Annotated in this window: 20 protein-coding genes; 14 read left to right on the top strand and 6 right to left on the bottom strand. The window is 67.8% G+C overall.

Translation table 11 applies throughout. The annotated features are described in order from the left end of the window. The first annotated feature begins 31 nt into the window (after window positions 1–31). From WJU27_RS15495 to WJU27_RS15455, 9 genes are all read left to right on the top strand, one after another. Entirely contained in the window at window positions 32–1246 is a 1215-nt protein-coding gene (locus tag WJU27_RS15495; protein ID WP_341422647.1) for a class I SAM-dependent rRNA methyltransferase, read from the top strand. Between the two features lie 70 nt (window positions 1247–1316). Further along, window positions 1317–1754 (top strand): RNA polymerase-binding protein DksA, encoded by a 438-nt coding sequence (dksA, locus tag WJU27_RS15490; protein ID WP_019915761.1) that lies wholly within the window; start codon window positions 1317–1319, stop codon window positions 1752–1754. Between the two features lie 19 nt (window positions 1755–1773). After that, complete coding sequence (locus tag WJU27_RS15485; protein ID WP_341422646.1) at window positions 1774–2103, top strand: hypothetical protein; 330 nt, start codon at window positions 1774–1776, stop codon at window positions 2101–2103. 97 nt (window positions 2104–2200) lie between these two features. Then, window positions 2201–4204, top strand: a complete 2004-nt coding sequence (locus WJU27_RS15480) for a TonB-dependent receptor (RefSeq protein ID WP_020163023.1) — start codon at window positions 2201–2203, stop codon at window positions 4202–4204. A gap of 203 nt (window positions 4205–4407) precedes the next feature. Then, complete coding sequence (locus WJU27_RS15475; RefSeq protein WP_296807911.1) at window positions 4408–5616, top strand: STAS domain-containing protein; 1209 nt, start codon at window positions 4408–4410, stop codon at window positions 5614–5616. A 67-nt stretch (window positions 5617–5683) separates the two neighbouring features. Continuing rightward, entirely contained in the window at window positions 5684–6223 is a 540-nt protein-coding gene (gene hslV / locus WJU27_RS15470; protein WP_019915756.1) for an ATP-dependent protease subunit HslV, read from the top strand. Window positions 6224–6249: 26 nt separating this feature from the next. Next, the gene (hslU, locus tag WJU27_RS15465; protein WP_304001647.1) at window positions 6250–7572 is read left to right on the top strand and encodes an ATP-dependent protease ATPase subunit HslU; all 1323 of its coding nucleotides are present in this window, start codon (window positions 6250–6252) and stop codon (window positions 7570–7572) included. Window positions 7573–7608: 36 nt separating this feature from the next. Beyond that, a complete protein-coding gene (locus tag WJU27_RS15460; protein WP_020163026.1) occupies window positions 7609–8088 on the top strand; it encodes a disulfide bond formation protein B in 480 nt (159 codons plus the stop codon). 125 nt (window positions 8089–8213) lie between these two features. Continuing rightward, window positions 8214–9536, top strand: coding sequence for an NAD(P)/FAD-dependent oxidoreductase (locus WJU27_RS15455; RefSeq protein ID WP_296807922.1), 1323 nt, complete (start codon window positions 8214–8216; stop codon window positions 9534–9536). A gap of 68 nt (window positions 9537–9604) precedes the next feature. Here the strand turns inward: WJU27_RS15455 and WJU27_RS15450 are convergent, their stop codons facing one another. From WJU27_RS15450 to gpmA, 5 genes are all read right to left on the bottom strand, one after another. Continuing rightward, window positions 9605–10363: a HesA/MoeB/ThiF family protein gene (locus WJU27_RS15450; protein WP_341422644.1), complete on the bottom strand. Its 759-nt coding sequence runs from the start codon at window positions 10361–10363 to the stop codon at window positions 9605–9607. Between the two features lie 54 nt (window positions 10364–10417). Continuing rightward, window positions 10418–10879 (bottom strand): hypothetical protein, encoded by a 462-nt coding sequence (locus tag WJU27_RS15445; RefSeq protein ID WP_020163029.1) that lies wholly within the window; start codon window positions 10877–10879, stop codon window positions 10418–10420. 65 nt (window positions 10880–10944) lie between these two features. Then, on the bottom strand, window positions 10945–12333 hold the full coding sequence (locus WJU27_RS15440) for a S41 family peptidase (protein ID WP_020163030.1): 1389 nt from the start codon (window positions 12331–12333) through the stop codon (window positions 10945–10947). A gap of 58 nt (window positions 12334–12391) precedes the next feature. Beyond that, window positions 12392–13615 (bottom strand): murein hydrolase activator EnvC family protein, encoded by a 1224-nt coding sequence (locus tag WJU27_RS15435; protein WP_341422643.1) that lies wholly within the window; start codon window positions 13613–13615, stop codon window positions 12392–12394. Further along, window positions 13612–14433, bottom strand: a complete 822-nt coding sequence (gpmA, locus tag WJU27_RS15430; protein WP_020163032.1) for a 2,3-diphosphoglycerate-dependent phosphoglycerate mutase — start codon at window positions 14431–14433, stop codon at window positions 13612–13614. Before gpmA ends, WJU27_RS15435 begins: the two co-directional genes overlap by 4 nt. 264 nt (window positions 14434–14697) lie before the next feature. Between gpmA and WJU27_RS15425 the strand changes: the two genes are divergently transcribed. From WJU27_RS15425 to WJU27_RS15405, 5 genes are read left to right on the top strand one after another with little or no spacing between them, the layout of a single operon-like run. Continuing rightward, window positions 14698–15114 (top strand): rhodanese-like domain-containing protein, encoded by a 417-nt coding sequence (locus WJU27_RS15425; RefSeq protein WP_020163033.1) that lies wholly within the window; start codon window positions 14698–14700, stop codon window positions 15112–15114. A 4-nt stretch (window positions 15115–15118) separates the two neighbouring features. Further along, entirely contained in the window at window positions 15119–15376 is a 258-nt protein-coding gene (gene grxC / locus WJU27_RS15420) for a glutaredoxin 3 (protein WP_019915745.1), read from the top strand. A gap of 34 nt (window positions 15377–15410) precedes the next feature. Beyond that, window positions 15411–15893, top strand: coding sequence for a protein-export chaperone SecB (secB, locus tag WJU27_RS15415; protein WP_019915744.1), 483 nt, complete (start codon window positions 15411–15413; stop codon window positions 15891–15893). Further along, window positions 15893–16339 carry an SH3 domain-containing protein gene (locus WJU27_RS15410; RefSeq protein WP_020163034.1) on the top strand — a complete coding sequence of 149 codons (447 nt, stop codon included), beginning with the start codon at window positions 15893–15895 and terminating at the stop codon, window positions 16337–16339. Before secB ends, WJU27_RS15410 begins: the two co-directional genes overlap by 1 nt. After that, window positions 16308–17405, top strand: a complete 1098-nt coding sequence (locus tag WJU27_RS15405) for an NAD(P)H-dependent glycerol-3-phosphate dehydrogenase (protein WP_341422642.1) — start codon at window positions 16308–16310, stop codon at window positions 17403–17405. Before WJU27_RS15410 ends, WJU27_RS15405 begins: the two co-directional genes overlap by 32 nt. Here WJU27_RS15405 and WJU27_RS15400 read toward each other — a convergent pair. Then, window positions 17393–17878: a tRNA (cytidine(34)-2'-O)-methyltransferase gene (locus WJU27_RS15400; protein ID WP_020163036.1), complete on the bottom strand. Its 486-nt coding sequence runs from the start codon at window positions 17876–17878 to the stop codon at window positions 17393–17395. The two genes, WJU27_RS15405 and WJU27_RS15400, sit on opposite strands and share 13 nt — an antisense overlap. Between the last annotated feature and the right edge of the window lie 32 nt (window positions 17879–17910).

The raw sequence follows: 17910 nt of genomic DNA, 5'->3' as shown, positions 1-17910 counted from the left end.
TCGGCAGGCGCAGCGTAATGACTGACAGAGCATGAGTGCCACCCTGATTCTCGCACCGGGCCGCGAGCGCTCGGTCATGCGCCGCCACCCGTGGATATTCGCCGGTTCGGTCGACCGTCTCGACGGTCGCGCCCGGCCGGGCGACACCGTGCTGGTGCAGGCGGCCAATGGGCGTGCGCTCGGCCGCGCCGCGTTCTCGCCGGCGTCGCAGATCCGCGCCCGCATGTGGACCTTCGGTGACGAATCGATCGACGACGCCTTCTTCCGCCGCACCGTCGCGCGCGCGGTCGAGCAGCGGCGAGACCTGCCGGAACTGGCGGGCGAATTCGGTCCGCGCGGCGGCGTGCGCCTGCTGCACGGCGAGTCCGACGGCCTGCCCGGCGTCATCGCCGACCGCTACGCCGACGTGGTCGTGCTGCAGATCACCAGCGCCGGTGGCGAGAAGTGGCGCGCCACCATCGCCGACGCGCTGGTGCGCGCGACGGGCATCGCACGCGTCTATGAGCGCTCCGATTCGGACGTGCGCGCGCTCGAAGGCCTGGAGCCGCGCAGCGGCTGGCTGATCGGCGACGGAGATGCGCCTTTCCCGGTGATTGCCGAACCCGGCGTGACCGGCGACGTGAACATCGAAATCGACGTGGCCAGCGGCCACAAGACCGGCTTCTATCTCGACCAGCGCGAAAACCGACGGCTGTGCGGCGCGCTGGCCGCCGGTCGCCGCGTGCTGAACTGCTTCTGCTACACCGGCGGCTTTTCGCTGCACGCGCTGGCCGGCGGTGCCGGATCGGTGCTGTCCATCGATTCCTCCGGCCCGGCGCTGGCGACCGCGCAGCGCAATGTCGGCCACAACCCGCAGATCGACGCCGCGCGCGCCGAATGGCTGGAGGCGGACGTGTTCCAGGCGCTGCGCACCTTCCGTGCCGAAGGCCGCAAGTTCGACCTGATCGTGCTCGACCCGCCGAAATTCGCGCCGTCGGCTGCGCATGCGAAGTCGGCCGCGCGCGCCTACAAGGACATCAATCTGCTCGGTTTCCGGCTGCTGGCGCCGGGCGGCCTGCTGATGACCTATTCCTGTTCGGGCGGTGTCGATGTCGACTTCTTCCAGAAGATCGTCGCCGACGCGGCAGCCGACGCCGGCGTGTCGGCGCGCGTGCTGAAGCGCCTGTCAGCCGGGGCGGATCACCCGGTGGGGCTGGCTTTTCCCGAGGGCGAGTACCTGAAGGGGCTGCTGCTCAGGATCGAGTGAAGCGTTACGCAGTTTTTTGCCAAAACATTGGTATCCTCTTCGCCTTTCCAATCCCCGGGAGTTCATGCGGATGGCCACCAAGAACGCCAGCAAGGCCGACAAGCCGCTGACCGAAGCCGACATCCTGAAGATGCCGGAAAAGGACTACATGAACGAGGCGCAGCTCGCCTTCTTCCGCGACCTGCTCGCCCGCATGCGCGACGACATCCTGCGCAAGGCCGATGAAACCGTGGAGCACATGCGCGAGGTCGACAACGTGTCCGACCCCGCCGACCGCGCCACGGTTGAAGAGGAACACACGCTGGAACTGCGCACGCGCGACCGCGAGCGCAAGCTGCTGAAGAAGATCGAACAGGCGATCGACCGCATCGATGCCGGCGAGTACGGCTATTGCGACGAAACCGGCGAGCCGATCGGCATCGGCCGCCTGCTCGCCCGCCCGACCGCGACGCTGACCATCGAGGCGCAGGAGCGCCGCGAACGTCTGCAGAAGCTGTACGGCGACTGAGGCCGGGCCCGGACGCGCGATGTTCCGACGCCTGTCCGCGCTGCGGCTCGTCATGTTGCTGCTGTGCCTGATCGGGGCACAGCACGTCACGCTCGTCCACGCCTTTGAACACGTCCCGACGGCCGGCATCGCGCTGGCTGCCGAGGACGACGGCGGCCCTGCGCACGCGCCGGTCTGTCCGGACTGCCTGTCGGCCCATTCCCTGACCCAGCTGTCTGTCGGCGCCGCGCCCGACCCGGCTGTTCCCGATCTGTCGCACGTACTGCGTGCCGCTTCGCTGCGCGTCGCGGTCCATGGTGCGGCGCCCGAGCCCTGCGCGCACGGGCCGCCCGCCGTCTCCCCGCTCTGATCCGTCGCCCCCTCCGGGGCGTGCACTTCATAGATTCAGACTGACCCGCGTGATCACGCGCGGGCGCGCGTCCATATCCGGGCGCGGGGAGAACTTCATGCAGATCCATCGTTTTGTCGGCGGCGCCCTCGCGGCGGCCGCTTCCGTGTCCTTTTCCGTTCCGGTCTTCGCCCAGGCCATCCAGAACCTTCCGGCCATCGTTGTCACCGGCAATCCGCTGGGCAGCGACCTGTCCGACCTCGTCAGCCCGGTGTCGGTAATGGACGACCACGACCTCACGCTGCGCGGTGCCAGCACGCTGGGCGAGACCGTCGGCAACCTGCCGGGCGTCAGTTCGACCTGGTTTGGCCCGAATTCCAGCCGGCCGGTCATCCGCGGTCTCGACGGCGACCGCGTGCGCATTCTCGGCAACGGAGGGGCGACGGTCGATGCGTCCTCGCTGTCCTTCGATCACGCGACGACGGTGGATCCGCTGGTGATCGAGCGGGTCGAGGTGGTGCGTGGCCCGGCAGCGCTGATGTATGGCGGCAACGCGGTCGGCGGCGTCGTGAACGCGCTCGACAACCGCATTCCGCAGTCGCCGATGAACGGCGCCAGCGGCCGCGTCGATGGCATCGTCGGCGGCGCCGACTCGACCCGCGCGCTGGCCGGCCGCGTCGAATTCGGCAAGAACGGCCTCAACCTGCACGCCGACGGCTTCACCCGCTCGACGTCCGATCTGCGCATCCCCGACGGCCGGCTGCGCAATTCGGCCGCCGACACCGAGGGCGGCGGCTTCGGCGCTTCCTTCGCCGGTGAGCGCGGCTACGTCGGCGCCTCCTACGGCGTATTCGATTCGACCTACGGCACCGTGGCCGAAGAGAACATCACGATAGACATGCGCAGCGAGCGCTGGGACCTCGCCGGCGAACTGCGCGAAATCGACGGCTTCATCACCGGCGTCAAGTTCCGCGCCGGCCATACCGACTACAAGCACGTCGAACTGGCGGACGGGTCGCCCGAAACGCGCTTCTTCAGCAAGGGCACCGACCTGCGGGTCGAGGCAGCCCATGCGCAGCTGGGCCCCTTCCGTGGCGTGGTCGGCGTGCAGCTCGACAGCAGCGAGTTCTCGGCGCTGGGCGACGAAGCCTTCGTGCCCTCGACCAACACCGATACGCGCGCACTCTTCCTGTTCGAGGAAACCCGCGTCGGTGACCTCAAGCTCACCTTCGGCGGTCGCGTCGAGCGGGTCGAGGTGGGCAGCGACGGCGGCGGCCCGGACGATGCGAACAATCCGGGTACGCCGCGCTTCGATCCGGCGCAGGAGCGGCGTTTCACTGCGCGCAGCGCCGCCTTCGGCGCGGTCTATCCGCTGAACGACACCTTCTCGGTCGCCACCCAGCTGGCGCACACCGAGCGCGCGCCCACCTTCTACGAGCTGTTCGCCAACGGCCCGCACGCAGCGACTGGCAACTACGAGGTCGGCAACGCGGCGCTGGACAAGGAACAGTCGAACTCGATCGACGCCCAGTTGCGCGTCAAGCGCGGCGAGCACAGCGGCAGCATCGGCGTGTTCCACAGCCGCTTCCGCAATTTCATCGCGCTCGCCGATACCGGCATCCGGCGCGAGGAGGACGGCCTGATCGATCCGGCCGGCGAACTGCCCGAGTTCGCCTACCAGGCGGTGCCGGCAAAGTTCTACGGTCTGGAGGCGCAGGCCCATCTGCTGCTGTGCCGCTGCGCCGGCGAACTGCACCTCGACCTGCAGGCCGACATGGTGCGTGCCGCCAACCGCGACACCGGCGAGCCGCTGCCGCGCATTTCGCCGATGCGCGGCATGGCGGCGCTGAACTGGCACCGCGAGGCGCTGAACCTGCGGCTGGAAGTGCAGGGCGCCCGCCGCCAGGACCGGGTCGACGACCTCGGCACGCCGACTGCCGGCTACGCGCTGGTCAATGCCTTCGCCAGCTACGGTTTCCAAGCGGCCGGCGTGAACTGGGAAGCCTGGCTGCGCGGCAACAACCTGTTCGACACCGAGGCGCGCAACCACGTGTCCTTCCTGAAGGGCATCGCACCGATGCCGGGCCGCAGCATCATGGCCGGCCTGCGCGCCACCTTCTGACCGTTGTCTTGTGCATGGCGGGCGCGGCGAATGCCGCGCCCGGCGCGCCTGGGCGCCGATTTGTGCCCTTGCAGCACCTTGTCACGTCTTCTTACGCCTTCGGGGGTGCCGCCAGCCGCGGTTGAAAGGTAAAGTTACCGATCGTTGCAGTTGTGAATCGATGCGCCGTTAATTACGGTTCGCGCCCCGATCCGGACCCATCCGTGGCTTTCTCCTTCTTCAAGAAAACACCTGCGCCGCAGGTCGAAACCCGCAAGCCGGTGCGACCGACCGCACCGGCGGCGGGGACGGCCACCGCGTCGCGCCCGCCCGATAGCATGCCGGCAAGCGATCCGCCGTCGTCTGCCGGCCTGATGTCGCTCGACTTCGTGTCGCGCGATCCGCTGGAGGGCGCCCGCCGCGCCGGCAAGGGCGAGTTGCAGGTGCAGGACGTGTCCAGCGGGCTGCACCCGGTGGTCGAGGAGGCGGCCATGCTGTTCGCCAATGGCGACGACGAGGCCGCGCTGTCCACGCTGGAGCGCGCCACCTTCGGCGACCTCGGCAGTTCGACCGAACAGGTGTGGGCCATGCTGTTCGACCTCTGTCACGCGCTCGGCCGTGTGGACGCCTTCGAGGCGCACGCGCTGGCCTACGCCGAGCGCTTCGAGCGTTCGGCGCCGGCCTGGCCGGCGTCTCCGTCGCGCGGCGCGACCTCGGGTCCGCCCACACTGACGCTGGCGGGCAAGCTGACCGCGGCCAGCCGCGCCTCCATAGACCAGATCGACCGGCTGTGCTCAAAGGCCCACGTGGTGCGGGTTGACGTCGCCCGTCTGCACGACGTGGACGAGGACGGCGCGCGCATGCTGCTCGACGTGCTGGTTGCGCTGCGCCGCTGCGGCCACGGCGTGGCCATGCTCAGTGCCACCGTGCTGCGCGACCTGCTGGCGCCGCGCATCGTGCCGGGCAAGGCCGAAGGGCCGGCGCAGTGGCTGCTCTATCTGGAAGCGCTGCAGCAGCTGGGCGACGAAGCCAATTTCGAGGAATTCGCAATCCAGTACGCGGTCACTTTCGAACTGTCGCCGCCGTCCTGGGACGCGCGCTGGGTGTCGTCGGTGCTCGCGCCTGCCGCGGCCGAAGCGGCGCCAGTCGAGAAGAATGCGCGCATCGCGCTGCGCGGCGAGATCGTCGGCGCCCGTCAGGACGCCTTCGCCGTGCTGCAGGCGGCTGACCTGCCGCAGGGCGTCATGAAGGTTGATTGTTCCGAGCTCTGCCGGATGGACTTCATCAGCGCCGGCCTGCTGTTCAACGTGATTACCGCGGTGCAGGCGACCGGCCGCCAGCCCCGCCTGGTCGATGTGCGACCGATGGTGGCGGCGCTGCTGCTGCTGATCGGTGTCGCCGCCGTGGCGGAAATCCAGCAACGCCGCTTCTAGCGCCACCGGCGCCCCGCCGCGCATGGTTTAAAGTGCGCAGCCTCCGCGGCATTTTTCGGGAATTGCGATGGAACAGTATCACGGCACCACCATACTTTCGGTGCGTCGCCCGGGTCAGGTCGCCCTCGGTGGCGATGGCCAGGTGACGCTCGGCAACATCGTCGTCAAGGCCACCGCGCGCAAGGTGCGGCGGCTTTATCAGGGCCGGATCCTGGCCGGCTTCGCTGGCGGCACGGCCGACGCCTTCACGCTGTTCGAACGCTTCGAATCCAAGCTGGAAAAGCACCAGGGCAACCTGCTGCGCAGCGCGGTCGAACTGGCCAAGGACTGGCGTACCGACCGCATGCTGCGCCGGCTGGAGGCGATGCTGGCCGTGGCTGATCGCGAGTCCTCGCTGATCATCACCGGAAACGGCGACGTGCTCGAACCCGAGGGCGGCATCGTCGCCATCGGCTCCGGCGGTGCCTACGCCCAGTCGGCGGCCCGTGCGCTGGTCGAGAATACCGAGCTGTCGGCGCGCGACGTGGTGTCGAAGTCGCTCGGCATCGCGGGCGATCTGTGCATCTACACCAACCAGAGTCACACCATAGAAAGCATCGAGTGGTGAGCGCCGTGACCACTGCGGATCAAGTCATGACCCCTTCCGAAATCGTGTCCGAACTGGACAAGCACATCGTCGGCCAGACGCGCGCCAAGCGCTCGGTGGCTGTCGCGCTGCGCAACCGCTGGCGTCGCGCCCAGGTGGCCGAGCCGCTGCGCAGCGAAATCACGCCGAAGAACATCCTGATGATCGGCCCGACCGGCGTCGGCAAGACCGAGATCGCGCGCCGGCTGGCGCGTCTGGCGAATGCGCCCTTCATCAAGGTCGAGGCGACCAAGTTCACCGAAGTGGGCTATGTCGGCCGCGATGTCGACACCATCATCCGCGATCTGGTCGAGATCGCCATCAAGGACCTGCGCGAGCGCGCGATGAAGGCGGTGCGCACGCGCGCCGAAGACGCCGCCGAGGACCGCATCCTCGATGTGCTGCTGCCGCCGGCGCGGCCGGTCGGTTTCGGCGTCGATGCGCCGGCCGCCGACGAGAGCGGCACGCGGCAGAAATTCCGCAAGAAGCTGCGCGAGGGCGAACTGGACGACAAGGAGATCGACATCGAGGTGGCGGTGGCGCCCGCCGCGATGGAAATCCTGACGCCGCCCGGCATGGAAGAACTGACCGGCCAGCTGCAGTCGATGTTCCAGAACATCGGCGCGCAACGCCGGCGCAGCCGCAAGATGCCGATCCGCGAGGCGCTGCGCGTGCTGACCGATGAAGAGGCGGCGCGCCTGATCAACGAGGACGAAGTGAAGCAGCAGGCGCTGGTCGCGGTCGAGCAGAATGGCATCGTGTTCCTCGACGAGATCGACAAGGTGGCGTCACGTTCGGACCACGGCGGCGCCGATGTTTCGCGCCAGGGCGTGCAACGCGACCTACTGCCGCTGGTCGAAGGCACGACGATCACGACCAAGTACGGCATGGTGAAGACCGACCACATCCTGTTCATCGCCAGCGGCGCCTTCCATCTGTCGCGGCCGAGTGACCTGATTCCCGAGCTGCAGGGCCGTTTTCCGATCCGCGTCGAGCTGGAGTCGCTGTCGGTCGACGACTTCGAACGCATCCTGACCGCCACCGACGCTTGCCTCACCCGCCAGTACGCGGCGCTGCTGGAGACCGACGGCGTGACGCTGGATTTCGCGCCGGACGGCATCCGCCGGCTGGCCGAGGTGGCGTGGTCGGTGAACGAACGCACCGAGAACATCGGCGCACGCCGGCTGCACACGGTGATGGAAAAGCTGCTGGAAGAGGTGTCCTTCGACGCCGGCCAGCACGCCCGCTCGCTCACCATAGACGCCGCCTACGTGGATGCCCGGCTGGGCGAACTTGCACAGAGCGAGGATCTCGCGCGCTACGTGCTCTGACGCACCGGCTGTCCCAACAACGAGAACGAGTCCCCGATGACCCCGATTGCCCGTACGCGCATCTACTTCCTGCTGTCCTACTTCTGTTTCGGCCTGCTCGCCTTCGCGCTGTGGCTGCAGCACGTCGAGCGTCTGGCGCCCTGCCCGCTGTGCATCCTGCAGCGTTACGCCTTCTTCGGCGCCGGCGTGTTCTTCCTGCTGAGCGGCCTGTTCGGCGGCGCGCTGGCGCGCAGCGGACTGTGGGTGTCGGCGCTGATCGCCGCCGCTGGCGCGGCGGTGGCCGGGCGTCACGTCTATGTGCTGTACAACCCGTCGGTCAGCTGCGGCCTCGATCCGGTCGAGGATTTCGTCAACAGCCTGCCGCCGGCGCAGTGGTTCCCGCAGGCCTTCTTCGCCGACGGCGCGTGTGGCGCCAAGCTGCCGCCGATATTCGGCCTCGACATTCCGGAGTGGTCCCTGCTGTGGCTGTGCGTGCTCGCCGTCGTTGCTGTACTGCTCTCGTTGCGCCGCGGCTGAACACACTGGGCGGTCGACTGTTCCGCCGCCATGACACCCGGAGCCCTGCCCTGCACAAGCAGCGGGGGCTGTAGCAGAATGCGCCGTCCGCTCCCGTGCAGGGCGGGCTTCGCTCCGAGGAGATCATGAATAATTCCAAGAAACCCGTCATCGTGGTGGTCGGCGGCGGCGCCGGCGGCCTCGAACTGGTCACCCAGCTCGGCGACCGCTACGGCGCCAAAGGGCAGGCCGACATCGTGCTGGTCGATGCTTCGCCCATCCACATCTGGAAACCGCATCTGCACGAAGTCGCCGCCGGGCGCATGGATATGCACATGCACCGTCTGGAGTACGTTGCGCAGGCGCGCTGGCACAACTTCGAGTTCCAGATGGGCCGCATGACGGCCATCGATCGCGCGCGCAAGACCATCCACATCGAGGCGGTGGCCGACTTCGACGGCGAACCGATGCTGCCCGAGCGCGAGCTGCATTACGACTATCTGGTGATCGCCATCGGCAGCACGGTGAACACCTTCGGCATTCCCGGTGCCGACGAACACACGATGGCGCTCGATACCACGCACGACGCCGAGCGCTTCCGGCAGAAGCTGGTCGCCGCCTGCATGCGCGCGGACGCGCGTGCCGAGCGCGGCGAACCGCACGAAGTGTCGATTGCCATCATCGGCGCCGGTGCGACCGGCGTCGAACTGTCGGCCGAACTGCGCCATACCAGCAAGGTGCTGCGCGCCTTCGGCGTGCACAGCATGGACCCGCGCCAGGACGTGCGCATCACGCTGATCGAGGCGGCCGACCGCGTGCTGCCGGCTTTGCCGGCGCGCATTTCGGCGTCGGCCGAAGAACTGTTGCGCGGCATGGGTATCGACGTGCTGAAGTCGGAGCGTGTCAGCGAAGTGCGCCATGACGGACTGGCCACCGCCAGCGGCCATTTCATCCGCGGCGACCTGATGGTGTGGGCGGCCGGCATCAAGGCGCCCAACATGCTGTCCGGCTTCGGCGGGCTGGAGTCGAACCGCATCAACCAGCTGGTGGTGGATGACCACCTGGTCACCACGCACGATCCGGACATCTACGCCTTCGGCGACTGTGCGGCCTGTCAGTGGCTGGGCGGTGAGGGCACGATTCCGCCGCGCGCCCAGGCGGCGCACCAGCAGGCCAGCTATCTGGTGAAGATCTTCGCCATGCGGCTCGAAGGCAAGGGCGACCCCGGCCCCTTCCGCTACAAGGATTTCGGCTCGCTGGTGTCGCTCGGCAAGAGCGGCGCAACCGGCAACCTGATGGGTGGTGTGGTCGGCGGCAGCATGTTCATCGAAGGTCTGGTCGCGCGCATGATGTACCGCTCGCTGTACCAGATGCACCAGATCGCGCTGCACGGCTGGATCAAGAGCTCGCTCGACGCGGTGGCCCGCTTCATCAAGCAGAGCACCGAGCCGCACGTGAAGCTGCACTAGCCTTTTTAGGGGCTAGGGGCTAGGGGCTAGGGGCTAGGGGCTAGGGGCTAGGGGCTAGGGGCTAGGGGCTAGGGGCTTCGGCCCTCGCCGCAGACGGCGCAACCGGGGTCGCGCGGCAGCGTGATGCTGCGCCACTCCATGCCGAGTGAGTCGAGCAGCAGCAGACGGCCGGCCAGCGTGCGGCCGGTCTGCGCCAGTATCTTCAGCGCCTCGGCCGCCTGCATGGTGCCGATGATGCCGGTCAGCGGCGCGAACACGCCCATCACCGCGCAGCGCACCTCCTCGACCTCGCCGCCCTCCGGGAACAGGCAGTGGTAGCAGGGCGCGTCCGGCTCACGGCTGTCGAATACCGACACCTGGCCGTCGAAGCGGATGGCCGCGCCCGATACCAGCGGCGTGCGGGTGGCCACGCAGGCGCGGTTGATCGCGTGGCGGGTGGCGAAGTTGTCGCTGCAATCGAGCACGACGTCGGCGGCGGCAACCTGTTCCAGCAGTTCGTCGCCGGCCAGTCGCTTCTTCAGCGCGATCACCTCGGTGCCCGGATTGATGTCGCGCAGCGTTTCGCGCGCCGATTCGACCTTGGCGCGGCCGACCGAGTGTTCGCGATGCAGGATCTGCCGCTGCAGATTGGTCAGGTCGACGTCGTCGTCGTCGGCGATCACCAGCGTGCCGACACCGGCCGCCGCGAGGTAGAGCGCCGACGGGCAGCCTAGGCCGCCGGCGCCGACGATGAGGGCGCGCGAGGCGAGCAGCCTGTCCTGTCCTTCGATGCCTATCGGATCGAGCAGGATGTGGCGGCTGTAGCGCAGCAGTTGCTGGTCATTCATGGAGAAGTGACCGCCGGCGGATGCGGCGGCGTGTAGCGGTGGGGAAGTGGGCGGTCAGCGGTATTCGCGCAGTTCGCTCGGCGTGTCGTCGTGATCGCCGTGCGGGTGGTGCTGCCAGGCCTTGACGTAGATTTCGTTCGACTTCTTGATCAGTCGCTCCGGCTGCTTCAGGTTGCGCAGCTGCGTGTCCTCGCAGAAATAGAGCATGGTGCGGATCAGTCGCATCTTCAGCGAACCGTCGAGCACGAAGCCGTGTGCGCGCAGTGCCCGCTCTATGCTGCGGAAGCTGTGGTCGGTCAGGCTGTACTCGATGGCGACCACGCGATCGCCCTGCGCGGTCACCGAAATGCCGCCGACCGCGGCGAGCAGCGCGAGCGCTTCATCGACGCGGCGCGGACAGCGGCGACAGAAGCGCAGTTCGCGGTGCTTCATCAGACCCGCCTGGGGGCCGTATCCGGGCTTGCGCGGCGCGCGGTGTTCGCGGCCGAAACGACGCTGGCTGGCATGTGCGACCATGATTCAGCTCCTGCATCCGGCGGCGATCCGGAGATCGCCGCACGGCCCACCGCGGACGGCGAGCCTCAGTTTTTCTGGATGATCTGCAATCCCTTCAGCAGATTCAAGGCCTGGGTGAACTGGTAATCCGATGCGGTGGCGAACTCGAACGGCGCAGCCGGCTTGGCTTCCTCGTCCTCGTCCTTCGCCGGCTTGCCCTTGGCGCCTGCGGCAGGTTTCGGCGCGGCCTCCTCGGGTTCCTTGTCGTTGCCGAGGTGACGGTCGAGGTCGGCTTCGCGCAGGCGGATGCCGCCACCGCTGCCATTCGGCGTCTCTTCGACGATGATGTCCGGCACGATGCCCTTGGCCTGGATCGAGCGGCCGTTCGGCGTGTAGTAACGCGCCGTCGTCAGCTTGATCGCGGTGTTGTTGGCCAGCGGCATGATGGTCTGCACCGAACCCTTGCCGAAGGTCTGGGTGCCCATTATGACTGCGCGCTTGTGGTCCTGCAGCGCGCCGGCGACGATTTCCGACGCCGAAGCCGAACCCGAGTTGACCAGCACCACCATGGGCACCGACTTGGCGCCGGCGGGCAGCGTGGCGAGATAGTCCTCGCGCGATCCGCGCAGGTAATCTTCCGGCGCGGCAATGAAGCGGCGCTTGGCGTCTTCGGTGCGGCCGTCGGTCGACACCACGGTCGCCTTCGGCGGCAGGAAGGCGGCGGATACGCCAACGGCGCCGTGCAGCAGGCCGCCCGGGTCGTTGCGCAGGTCGAGCACCAGACCTTTCAGCTCACCTTCCTTGTACAGCTTGCCGATGTGCTTGGCGAGATCCTCGGCACTGGCCTCCTGGAACTGCGTCAGGCGCAGGTAACCGTAGCCGGGTTCGACCAGCTTCGACTTCACCGACTGCACCTTGATGATTTCGCGCGTCAGCGTCACCTCGATCGGCTTCGCCTCGCCCTTGCGCGCAATGGTCAGGCGGATGCTGGTGTCCGGCTTGCCGCGCATGCGCTTGACCGCGTCGCTCAGCGTCAGCCCCTTGGTCGAGGTGTCGTCCAGCTTGATGATCAGGTCGCCCGCCTTGACGCCGGCGCGGAAGGCAGGTGTGTCTTCGATCGGCGAAACCACCTTGACGAAGCCGTCTTCCATGCCGACCTCGATACCGAGACCACCGAATTCGCCCTGGGTACCGGCCTGCAGATCCTTGAACGCGTCCTGGTCGAGGTAGGCCGAGTGCGGGTCGAGACCGGACAGCATGCCGCTGATCGCGTGGGTAATCAGCTTCTTGTCATCGACCGGCTCGACATAGCCCGACTTCACCGCATTCAGCACGTCGGCGAACTGGCGCAGTTCCTCGACCGGCAGCGTGCTGCCGACCGGCTTGTTCGCGTTGGCGGAGAAATTGAGACTGAGCAGTACCCCGGCACACAGTCCGATCATGACCAGCCCGGTTTGCTGCAGCTTCTTTTGCATCGATTGCACTCCGCGTATTTTTCGGCCGGAACGGATGCCGCACCGTCATCGGTGCAGCCTAGCGGGCGACCCATTTCAGCGGGTCCAGCGCCTGTCCCTGATGCCGCAATTCAAAGTATAAACCCGATTCCGAAGCCCCACCGCTGGCGCCTATCGAGGCGATCACCTCGCCGGCGCGCACCGCTGCGCCGACCGACTTCAGCACCGCTTCGTTGTTGCCATAGACGCTCAGATAGTTGTCGCCGTGGTCGACGATGACCAGGTTGCCGAAACCGCGCAGCCAGTCGGCGAACACCACGGTACCGGCAGCCACCGCCTTGACGTCGCCTGCCGCTGCGCGGATGAAGATGCCGCGCAGCGGTGTTCCGCCATCCGCGCCTTGGGCACCGAAGCGGCGCGCAAGTTCGCCACTGGCCGGCCACGGCAGGCGGCCGCGCAATTTCGGGAAGGCGATGCCGCCGTGATCGACCGGCGCTGACTGCACGACCGGGCCGCGGCTTTCGCGGCCCGCTGGCGCCAGCGAGTCCTCGGTCGGGCCTGCCGCGGGCGTCTTCGGCGGCGCGCTGCGGGCGCTGCGCCGCGACAGCGATTCGATCAGCCGGCTCAGCCGTGCCTCGTCGCGCTTGAGCTGGGCCAGTTCCTTGCGTTCGGTGCGCAACTGGGTGGCGATGCGGTCGAGCACCTTGCGCCGTACATCGTGCTCGGCCTGCAGCTTGCCGCGTTCGCGCTCGCGTTCGGCCTCCAGCGTGCGGATTTCGTCCAGCTGGGCGTCCTGCTGCGCCAGCAACTCGCGCTGGCGCGTCAGCGTCGCACGATGGTCGTCCATCAGCCTGAGCTGGCTTTTCGACAGGCTGCGCAGGTAATGCAGGTCGCGTGCGCTCTGGTTGGGGTCGGTGCCGGACAGCAGGTGGCGCAGTGCGTCGGCCTCACCGGCGCGCTGGTGGCCGCGCAGCAGTTGCGCCAGTTGCGATTGCTGGGTACGCAGGCGTTCCTCGCCGGCGGCCACGTCCTTGCGCGTCTGCGTCAGTGCGCTTTCGACCGCCTTGCGGCGGCCGGCGATGTCGCGCAGCGCACGGCTGGCGTCGGAAATGGCTTTTTCGGAGCTGCGCAGCTCGTCGCGGGCTTCTCGGTGGGCGCTTTCCGACTGGTTCAGTTCATCGCGCAGCGCTTCCATGCGCTGCTGCAGCGCGCGCAGCTGTTCCGGGCTGGACTGGACTGCGCGCTCGGCGAAGGCGGCTCCGGGCAATGCGCACAGCAGCGCCCGGATCAGCCAGCGCTTCACTCCATCCACGGTGCGCGCTGTTCGGCCGTCTGCGGCTCTTCGGTTTCGGGGATGGGCGGACGCTGGCGCTGCGGCACGGCGCGGCTCTGGTTGGCCACGGCGTCGATGGCGGCGCGGATGGCTTCCTGGTCGCCGAGGTAGTAGTGGCGGATCGGCTTCAGGTTCTCGTCCAGCTCATACACCAGCGGCTGGGCGGTCGGGATGTTCAGGCCGAGGATGTCCTGTTCCGACACGTTGTCGAGGTACTTGATCAGCGCGCGCAGGCTGTTGCCGTGGGCAACGATGAGCACGTTCTTGCCGGCCTTGATCTGCGGCGCGATCTCGGCGTCCCAGAACGGGATGACGCGGGCCACGGTGTCCTTCAGGCATTCGGTGCGCGGGAACTGCTCGTCCGGCACTTCGGCGTAGCGCGGGTTCTTGCGATCGAGACGCGGATCGTCCTCTTCCAGCGCCGGCGGCGGCGTGTCGTAGGAGCGGCGCCACACCAGCACCTGTTCCTCGCCGAACTTCTGCGCCGTCTGCGCCTTGTTCAGGCCCTGCAGCGCGCCGTAGTGACGCTCGTTGAGGCGCCAGGTCGGACGGATCGGAATCCACATCAGGTTCAGTTGTTCGAGCGCGACGTAGAGTGTCTTGTTGGCGCGCTTGAGCACCGAAGTGAAGGCCATGTCGAAGCGATAGCCTTCGCGGTTGAGCAGGCGGCCGGCTTCGCGGGCCTCGATTTCGCCTTTGTCGGTCAGACCGACGTCGGTCCATCCGGTGAAACGGTTTTCCTTGTTCCAGACGGATTCGCCGTGGCGCAGCAGAACGAGCTTGTACATATCGGGTGGGCTATGTGTGAAGGGCGCGGCGCCCCGGTGAGACGTGCTGCACTGCGGACTCGTGGTCTGCAGGTGGACTGACCGCGCTTGGGCTAAAATGCGCATTTTCCCAGAAAACGCAGCGCGCGGCCCCGTAAAAATTCGACAGAAGATGACATGTCGAAACATCCGCGTTGCCGGATGACACGATCCCGGCGATGATGCGGACCCCGTTACAGCGGACCGCCTGCCGCGAGCCCCACAGCCTGCAAGCACCTCTCTCCCATGGAATTCCTGACTCAGAACAACAACTACCTCTGGGCCATTTCGGCCCTGATCAGCGGCGTCGCGCTGCTCGTCATGACGGTGCGCACGAAGACCTCCGGACCGCGGCTGACGCCGGCGCAGGCGACGCAACTGATCAACCGCGAGGACGCGCAGGTGATCGACGTGCGCGAACAGCCCGAATGGGCCAAGGGCCGCATCGCCGGTTCGCGCCACATTCCGGTCGGCCAGCTCGACCAGCGCATTGGTGACCTGGAAAAGTTCAAGGAGCGCCCGCTCATCGTCGTCTGCGCCAGCGGCATGCGTTCCGCCAGCGCCTGCTCGACGCTGCGCAAGGCCGGTTTCGAAAAGGTGTTTGCACTCGACGGCGGCATCGGCGCCTGGGAACAGGCCGGTCTGCCCCTGACCAAGAAGTGATGCGATGGCACACGTACTGATGTACACCAGCGGTTACTGCCCCTACTGCGTGCAGGCGGAGCGCCTGCTCGTGTCCAAGGGCGTGACCGACATCGAGAAAGTGCGGGTCGACACCGATCCGGCACGGCGTACTGAAATGATGGAGAAAACCGGCAGGCGTACCGTGCCGCAGATCTACATCGACGACTTCCATGTGGGCGGGTGCGACGATCTGCACGCACTCGACCGCGAAGGCAAGCTGGACCCGCTGCTGCAGGCCTGACCTGCGGCGTTCATCACCAACCGAGAAGCGAAAAATGGCCGACGAAGCAGTGCAACCCCAACAGCCCCAGGGCCCGGTGTTCTCCATCGAGAAGGTCTACGTGAAGGACCTGTCGCTCGAAGTCCCGAACGCCCCGGAAATCTTCCTGACCCGCGAAAACCCGAACGTGCAGATCCAGCTGCAGACGGAAGGCAAGGCGGTGCAGGACGGCGTGTTTGACGTGACGCTGACCGTCACCGTCACCGCCAAGATCGGCGAGAAGACGATGTTCCTGGTCGAAGTGCGCCAGGCCGGCATCTTCCAGATCCGCAACGTGCCGCAGGAAGACCTGCAGCCCATCCTCGGTATCGCCTGCCCGAACATCCTGTTCCCGTACGCCCGCGAAAGCGTGTCGGACGCGGTGAATCGCGCCGGCTTCCCGCCGGTCGTGCTGGCGCCGGTCAACTTCGAAGCGCTCTACCAGCAGCGCGCGCAGCAGGCCGCAGCCGGCCAGGACGGCGCGCCGACGGTTCAGTGATGAAGCGCATCGCGCTGGCGGCGCTGGCCGCCTTCGCCATCGCCCCGGCCGCCCAGGCGGCGGGGCTCGAATATCGCTCGCTTGCCGACGTCGCCGTCATGTACGACGCGCCGTCGAAGCAGGCGCGCCAGCAGTACGTGATCGCGCGCCAGACGCCGGTCGAGGTCGTGCGCACGCAAGCCGGCTGGGTCAAGGTACGCGAGCCGGGCGGCATGCTCGCCTGGGTCGAATCGTCGGCGCTGTCACCGCAGCGCACCGTCATCGTCAGCGTCGACAAGGCGCGCATTCTGGCCAAGCCGGAAGACAACGCAGCGCTGGTGTTCGAGGCCGAACGCCGCGTGCTGCTCGAACCGGTGTCGGAACCGGCGCCGGCCGGCTGGGCGCGCGTGAAGCACCGCGACGGCCAGAGCGGCTTTGTCCGCATCGGCCAGGTGTGGGGCCTGTGAGCCCCGCCCGCCGCGCATGAAAATCGCCGTCCTCGGGGCCGGTGCCTGGGGCACCGCGCTGGCCGTCGCCTACGCGGCCGATCACGATGTCACCCTGTGGACGCGCGTCGCGTCGCACGCGCAGGCGCTGCGCGCGTCGCGTCGCAACGAGCGCTACCTGCCCGAGATCGCGCTGCCGGACGGCATCCGCATCGACGCCGACATCGCGCACGCGCTGGCCGGCTGCGAACTCGCGCTGATCGCCACGCCGATCGCCGGTCTGCGCGAGGCGCTGCATGCCGTCGCCGCGTCCGGCGTGCCGGCCGTGCTGTGGGCGTGCAAGGGCTTCGAAGCCGGCACCGGCCTGCTGCCGCATGCGGTGGCGGACGAGGTGTTGCCCGCGGCGGTCAGCCGCGGCGCACTGAGCGGCCCCAGCTTCGCGGTCGAGGTGGCGCGCGGCCAGCCGACCGCGATCACCATCGCCAGCAACGACCTCGCTTTTGCCACCCGCGTCGCCGCCGAACTGCACAGCCCGCGGCTGCGCCTGTACGCGCAGGACGATCTGACCGGCGTCGAGGTCGGCGGTGCGGTCAAGAACGTGCTCGCCATCGCCACCGGCGTCTGCGACGGACTGGGCTTCGGGCTCAACGCACGCGCTGCGCTGATCACCCGCGGTCTGGCCGAAATCGCCCGCCTCGGCGAAGCACTGGGCGGCCACGGCATCACCTTCATGGGTCTGGCCGGCATGGGCGACCTGATACTGACCTGTACCGGTGATCTGTCGCGCAATCGTCGCGTCGGCCTGATGCTGGCCGAAGGCCTGTCGCTCGACGCGGTGCTGCAGAAGCTGGGCCACGTCGCCGAAGGGGTGTCGACGGCGCGCGAAGCCGCTGCGCTGGCGCGCCGCATGGGCGTCGACATGCCGATCACGCGCGCCGTCGCCGACGTGCTCGATGGCCGCCTCAGCGCGGCACAGGCGGCCGAAAGACTGCTGGCGCGCGACCCCAAGGTGGAACAGGAAGCGGTGCTCGAACGCGCCGACGAGGCCGACCTCGGCGCCCTGCAGCCGGGTGCTCAGTCCGGCTGAAGCGCGCCGTCGAAGCCGTGCTGTCGCCACGCTTCGTAGGCGACGATGGCGACCGAATTGCTCAGGTTCAGGCTGCGACAGTCCGGACGCATCGGAATGCGCAGCCGCTGTGCCGCCGGCACCGTGTCGAGCAGGCTGCCCGGCAGTCCGGCGGTTTCCTGACCGAACAGGAAGATGTCGCCGGCACGGTAGTGCGGCGTCGTGTGCGCCACCCGCCCGCGCGTGCTCAGCGCGTACAGCCGGCTGTCCTCCGGCTGCAGCGCAAGGGCTGCCGACAGCGCCGCCCAGTCCTCATGCACCGTCACATTGATCAGATCGCGGTAATCCATGCCGGCGCGCTTCAGCTGCTTGTCGCTGATGTCGAAGCCGAGCGGCTTCACCAGGTGCAGGCGGAAGCCGCCGTTGGCGCACAGGCGCATCACGTTGCCGGTGTTCGGTGGAATTTCGGGCTGGTACAGGACGATGTGGAACATGGGCGTGCGCGATCGGGCAGAGGCGCGATTGT

Origin of the sequence: Methyloversatilis sp. NSM2, assembly GCF_038066675.1 — a bacterium.
Classification (GTDB): Bacteria; Pseudomonadota; Gammaproteobacteria; order Burkholderiales; family Rhodocyclaceae; genus Methyloversatilis; species Methyloversatilis discipulorum_A.
The sequence above is the reverse complement of the archived record's forward strand: the minus strand, read 5'-3'. Positions and strand labels throughout refer to the sequence as shown.

Bases quoted from the DNA above. Each gene is read 5' to 3' on its own strand.
- WJU27_RS15425 (WP_020163033.1), top strand. From the start codon at position 14,698: ATGGAATTCCTGACTCAGAACAACAACTACCTCTGGGCCATTTCGGCC.
- WJU27_RS15455 (WP_296807922.1), top strand. From the start codon at position 8,214: ATGAATAATTCCAAGAAACCCGTCATCGTGGTGGTCGGCGGCGGCGCC.
- gpmA (WP_020163032.1), bottom strand. From the start codon at position 14,433: ATGTACAAGCTCGTTCTGCTGCGCCACGGCGAATCCGTCTGGAACAAG.
- WJU27_RS15440 (WP_020163030.1), bottom strand. From the start codon at position 12,333: ATGCAAAAGAAGCTGCAGCAAACCGGGCTGGTCATGATCGGACTGTGT.
- hslV (WP_019915756.1), top strand. From the start codon at position 5,684: ATGGAACAGTATCACGGCACCACCATACTTTCGGTGCGTCGCCCGGGT.
- secB (WP_019915744.1), top strand. From the start codon at position 15,411: ATGGCCGACGAAGCAGTGCAACCCCAACAGCCCCAGGGCCCGGTGTTC.
- WJU27_RS15445 (WP_020163029.1), bottom strand. From the start codon at position 10,879: ATGGTCGCACATGCCAGCCAGCGTCGTTTCGGCCGCGAACACCGCGCG.
- WJU27_RS15485 (WP_341422646.1), top strand. From the start codon at position 1,774: ATGTTCCGACGCCTGTCCGCGCTGCGGCTCGTCATGTTGCTGCTGTGC.
- WJU27_RS15480 (WP_020163023.1), top strand. From the start codon at position 2,201: ATGCAGATCCATCGTTTTGTCGGCGGCGCCCTCGCGGCGGCCGCTTCC.
- hslU (WP_304001647.1), top strand. From the start codon at position 6,250: ATGACCCCTTCCGAAATCGTGTCCGAACTGGACAAGCACATCGTCGGC.
- WJU27_RS15410 (WP_020163034.1), top strand. From the start codon at position 15,893: ATGAAGCGCATCGCGCTGGCGGCGCTGGCCGCCTTCGCCATCGCCCCG.
- dksA (WP_019915761.1), top strand. From the start codon at position 1,317: ATGGCCACCAAGAACGCCAGCAAGGCCGACAAGCCGCTGACCGAAGCC.
- WJU27_RS15495 (WP_341422647.1), top strand. From the start codon at position 32: ATGAGTGCCACCCTGATTCTCGCACCGGGCCGCGAGCGCTCGGTCATG.
- WJU27_RS15450 (WP_341422644.1), bottom strand. From the start codon at position 10,363: ATGAATGACCAGCAACTGCTGCGCTACAGCCGCCACATCCTGCTCGAT.
- WJU27_RS15460 (WP_020163026.1), top strand. From the start codon at position 7,609: ATGACCCCGATTGCCCGTACGCGCATCTACTTCCTGCTGTCCTACTTC.
- grxC (WP_019915745.1), top strand. From the start codon at position 15,119: ATGGCACACGTACTGATGTACACCAGCGGTTACTGCCCCTACTGCGTG.
- WJU27_RS15400 (WP_020163036.1), bottom strand. From the start codon at position 17,878: ATGTTCCACATCGTCCTGTACCAGCCCGAAATTCCACCGAACACCGGC.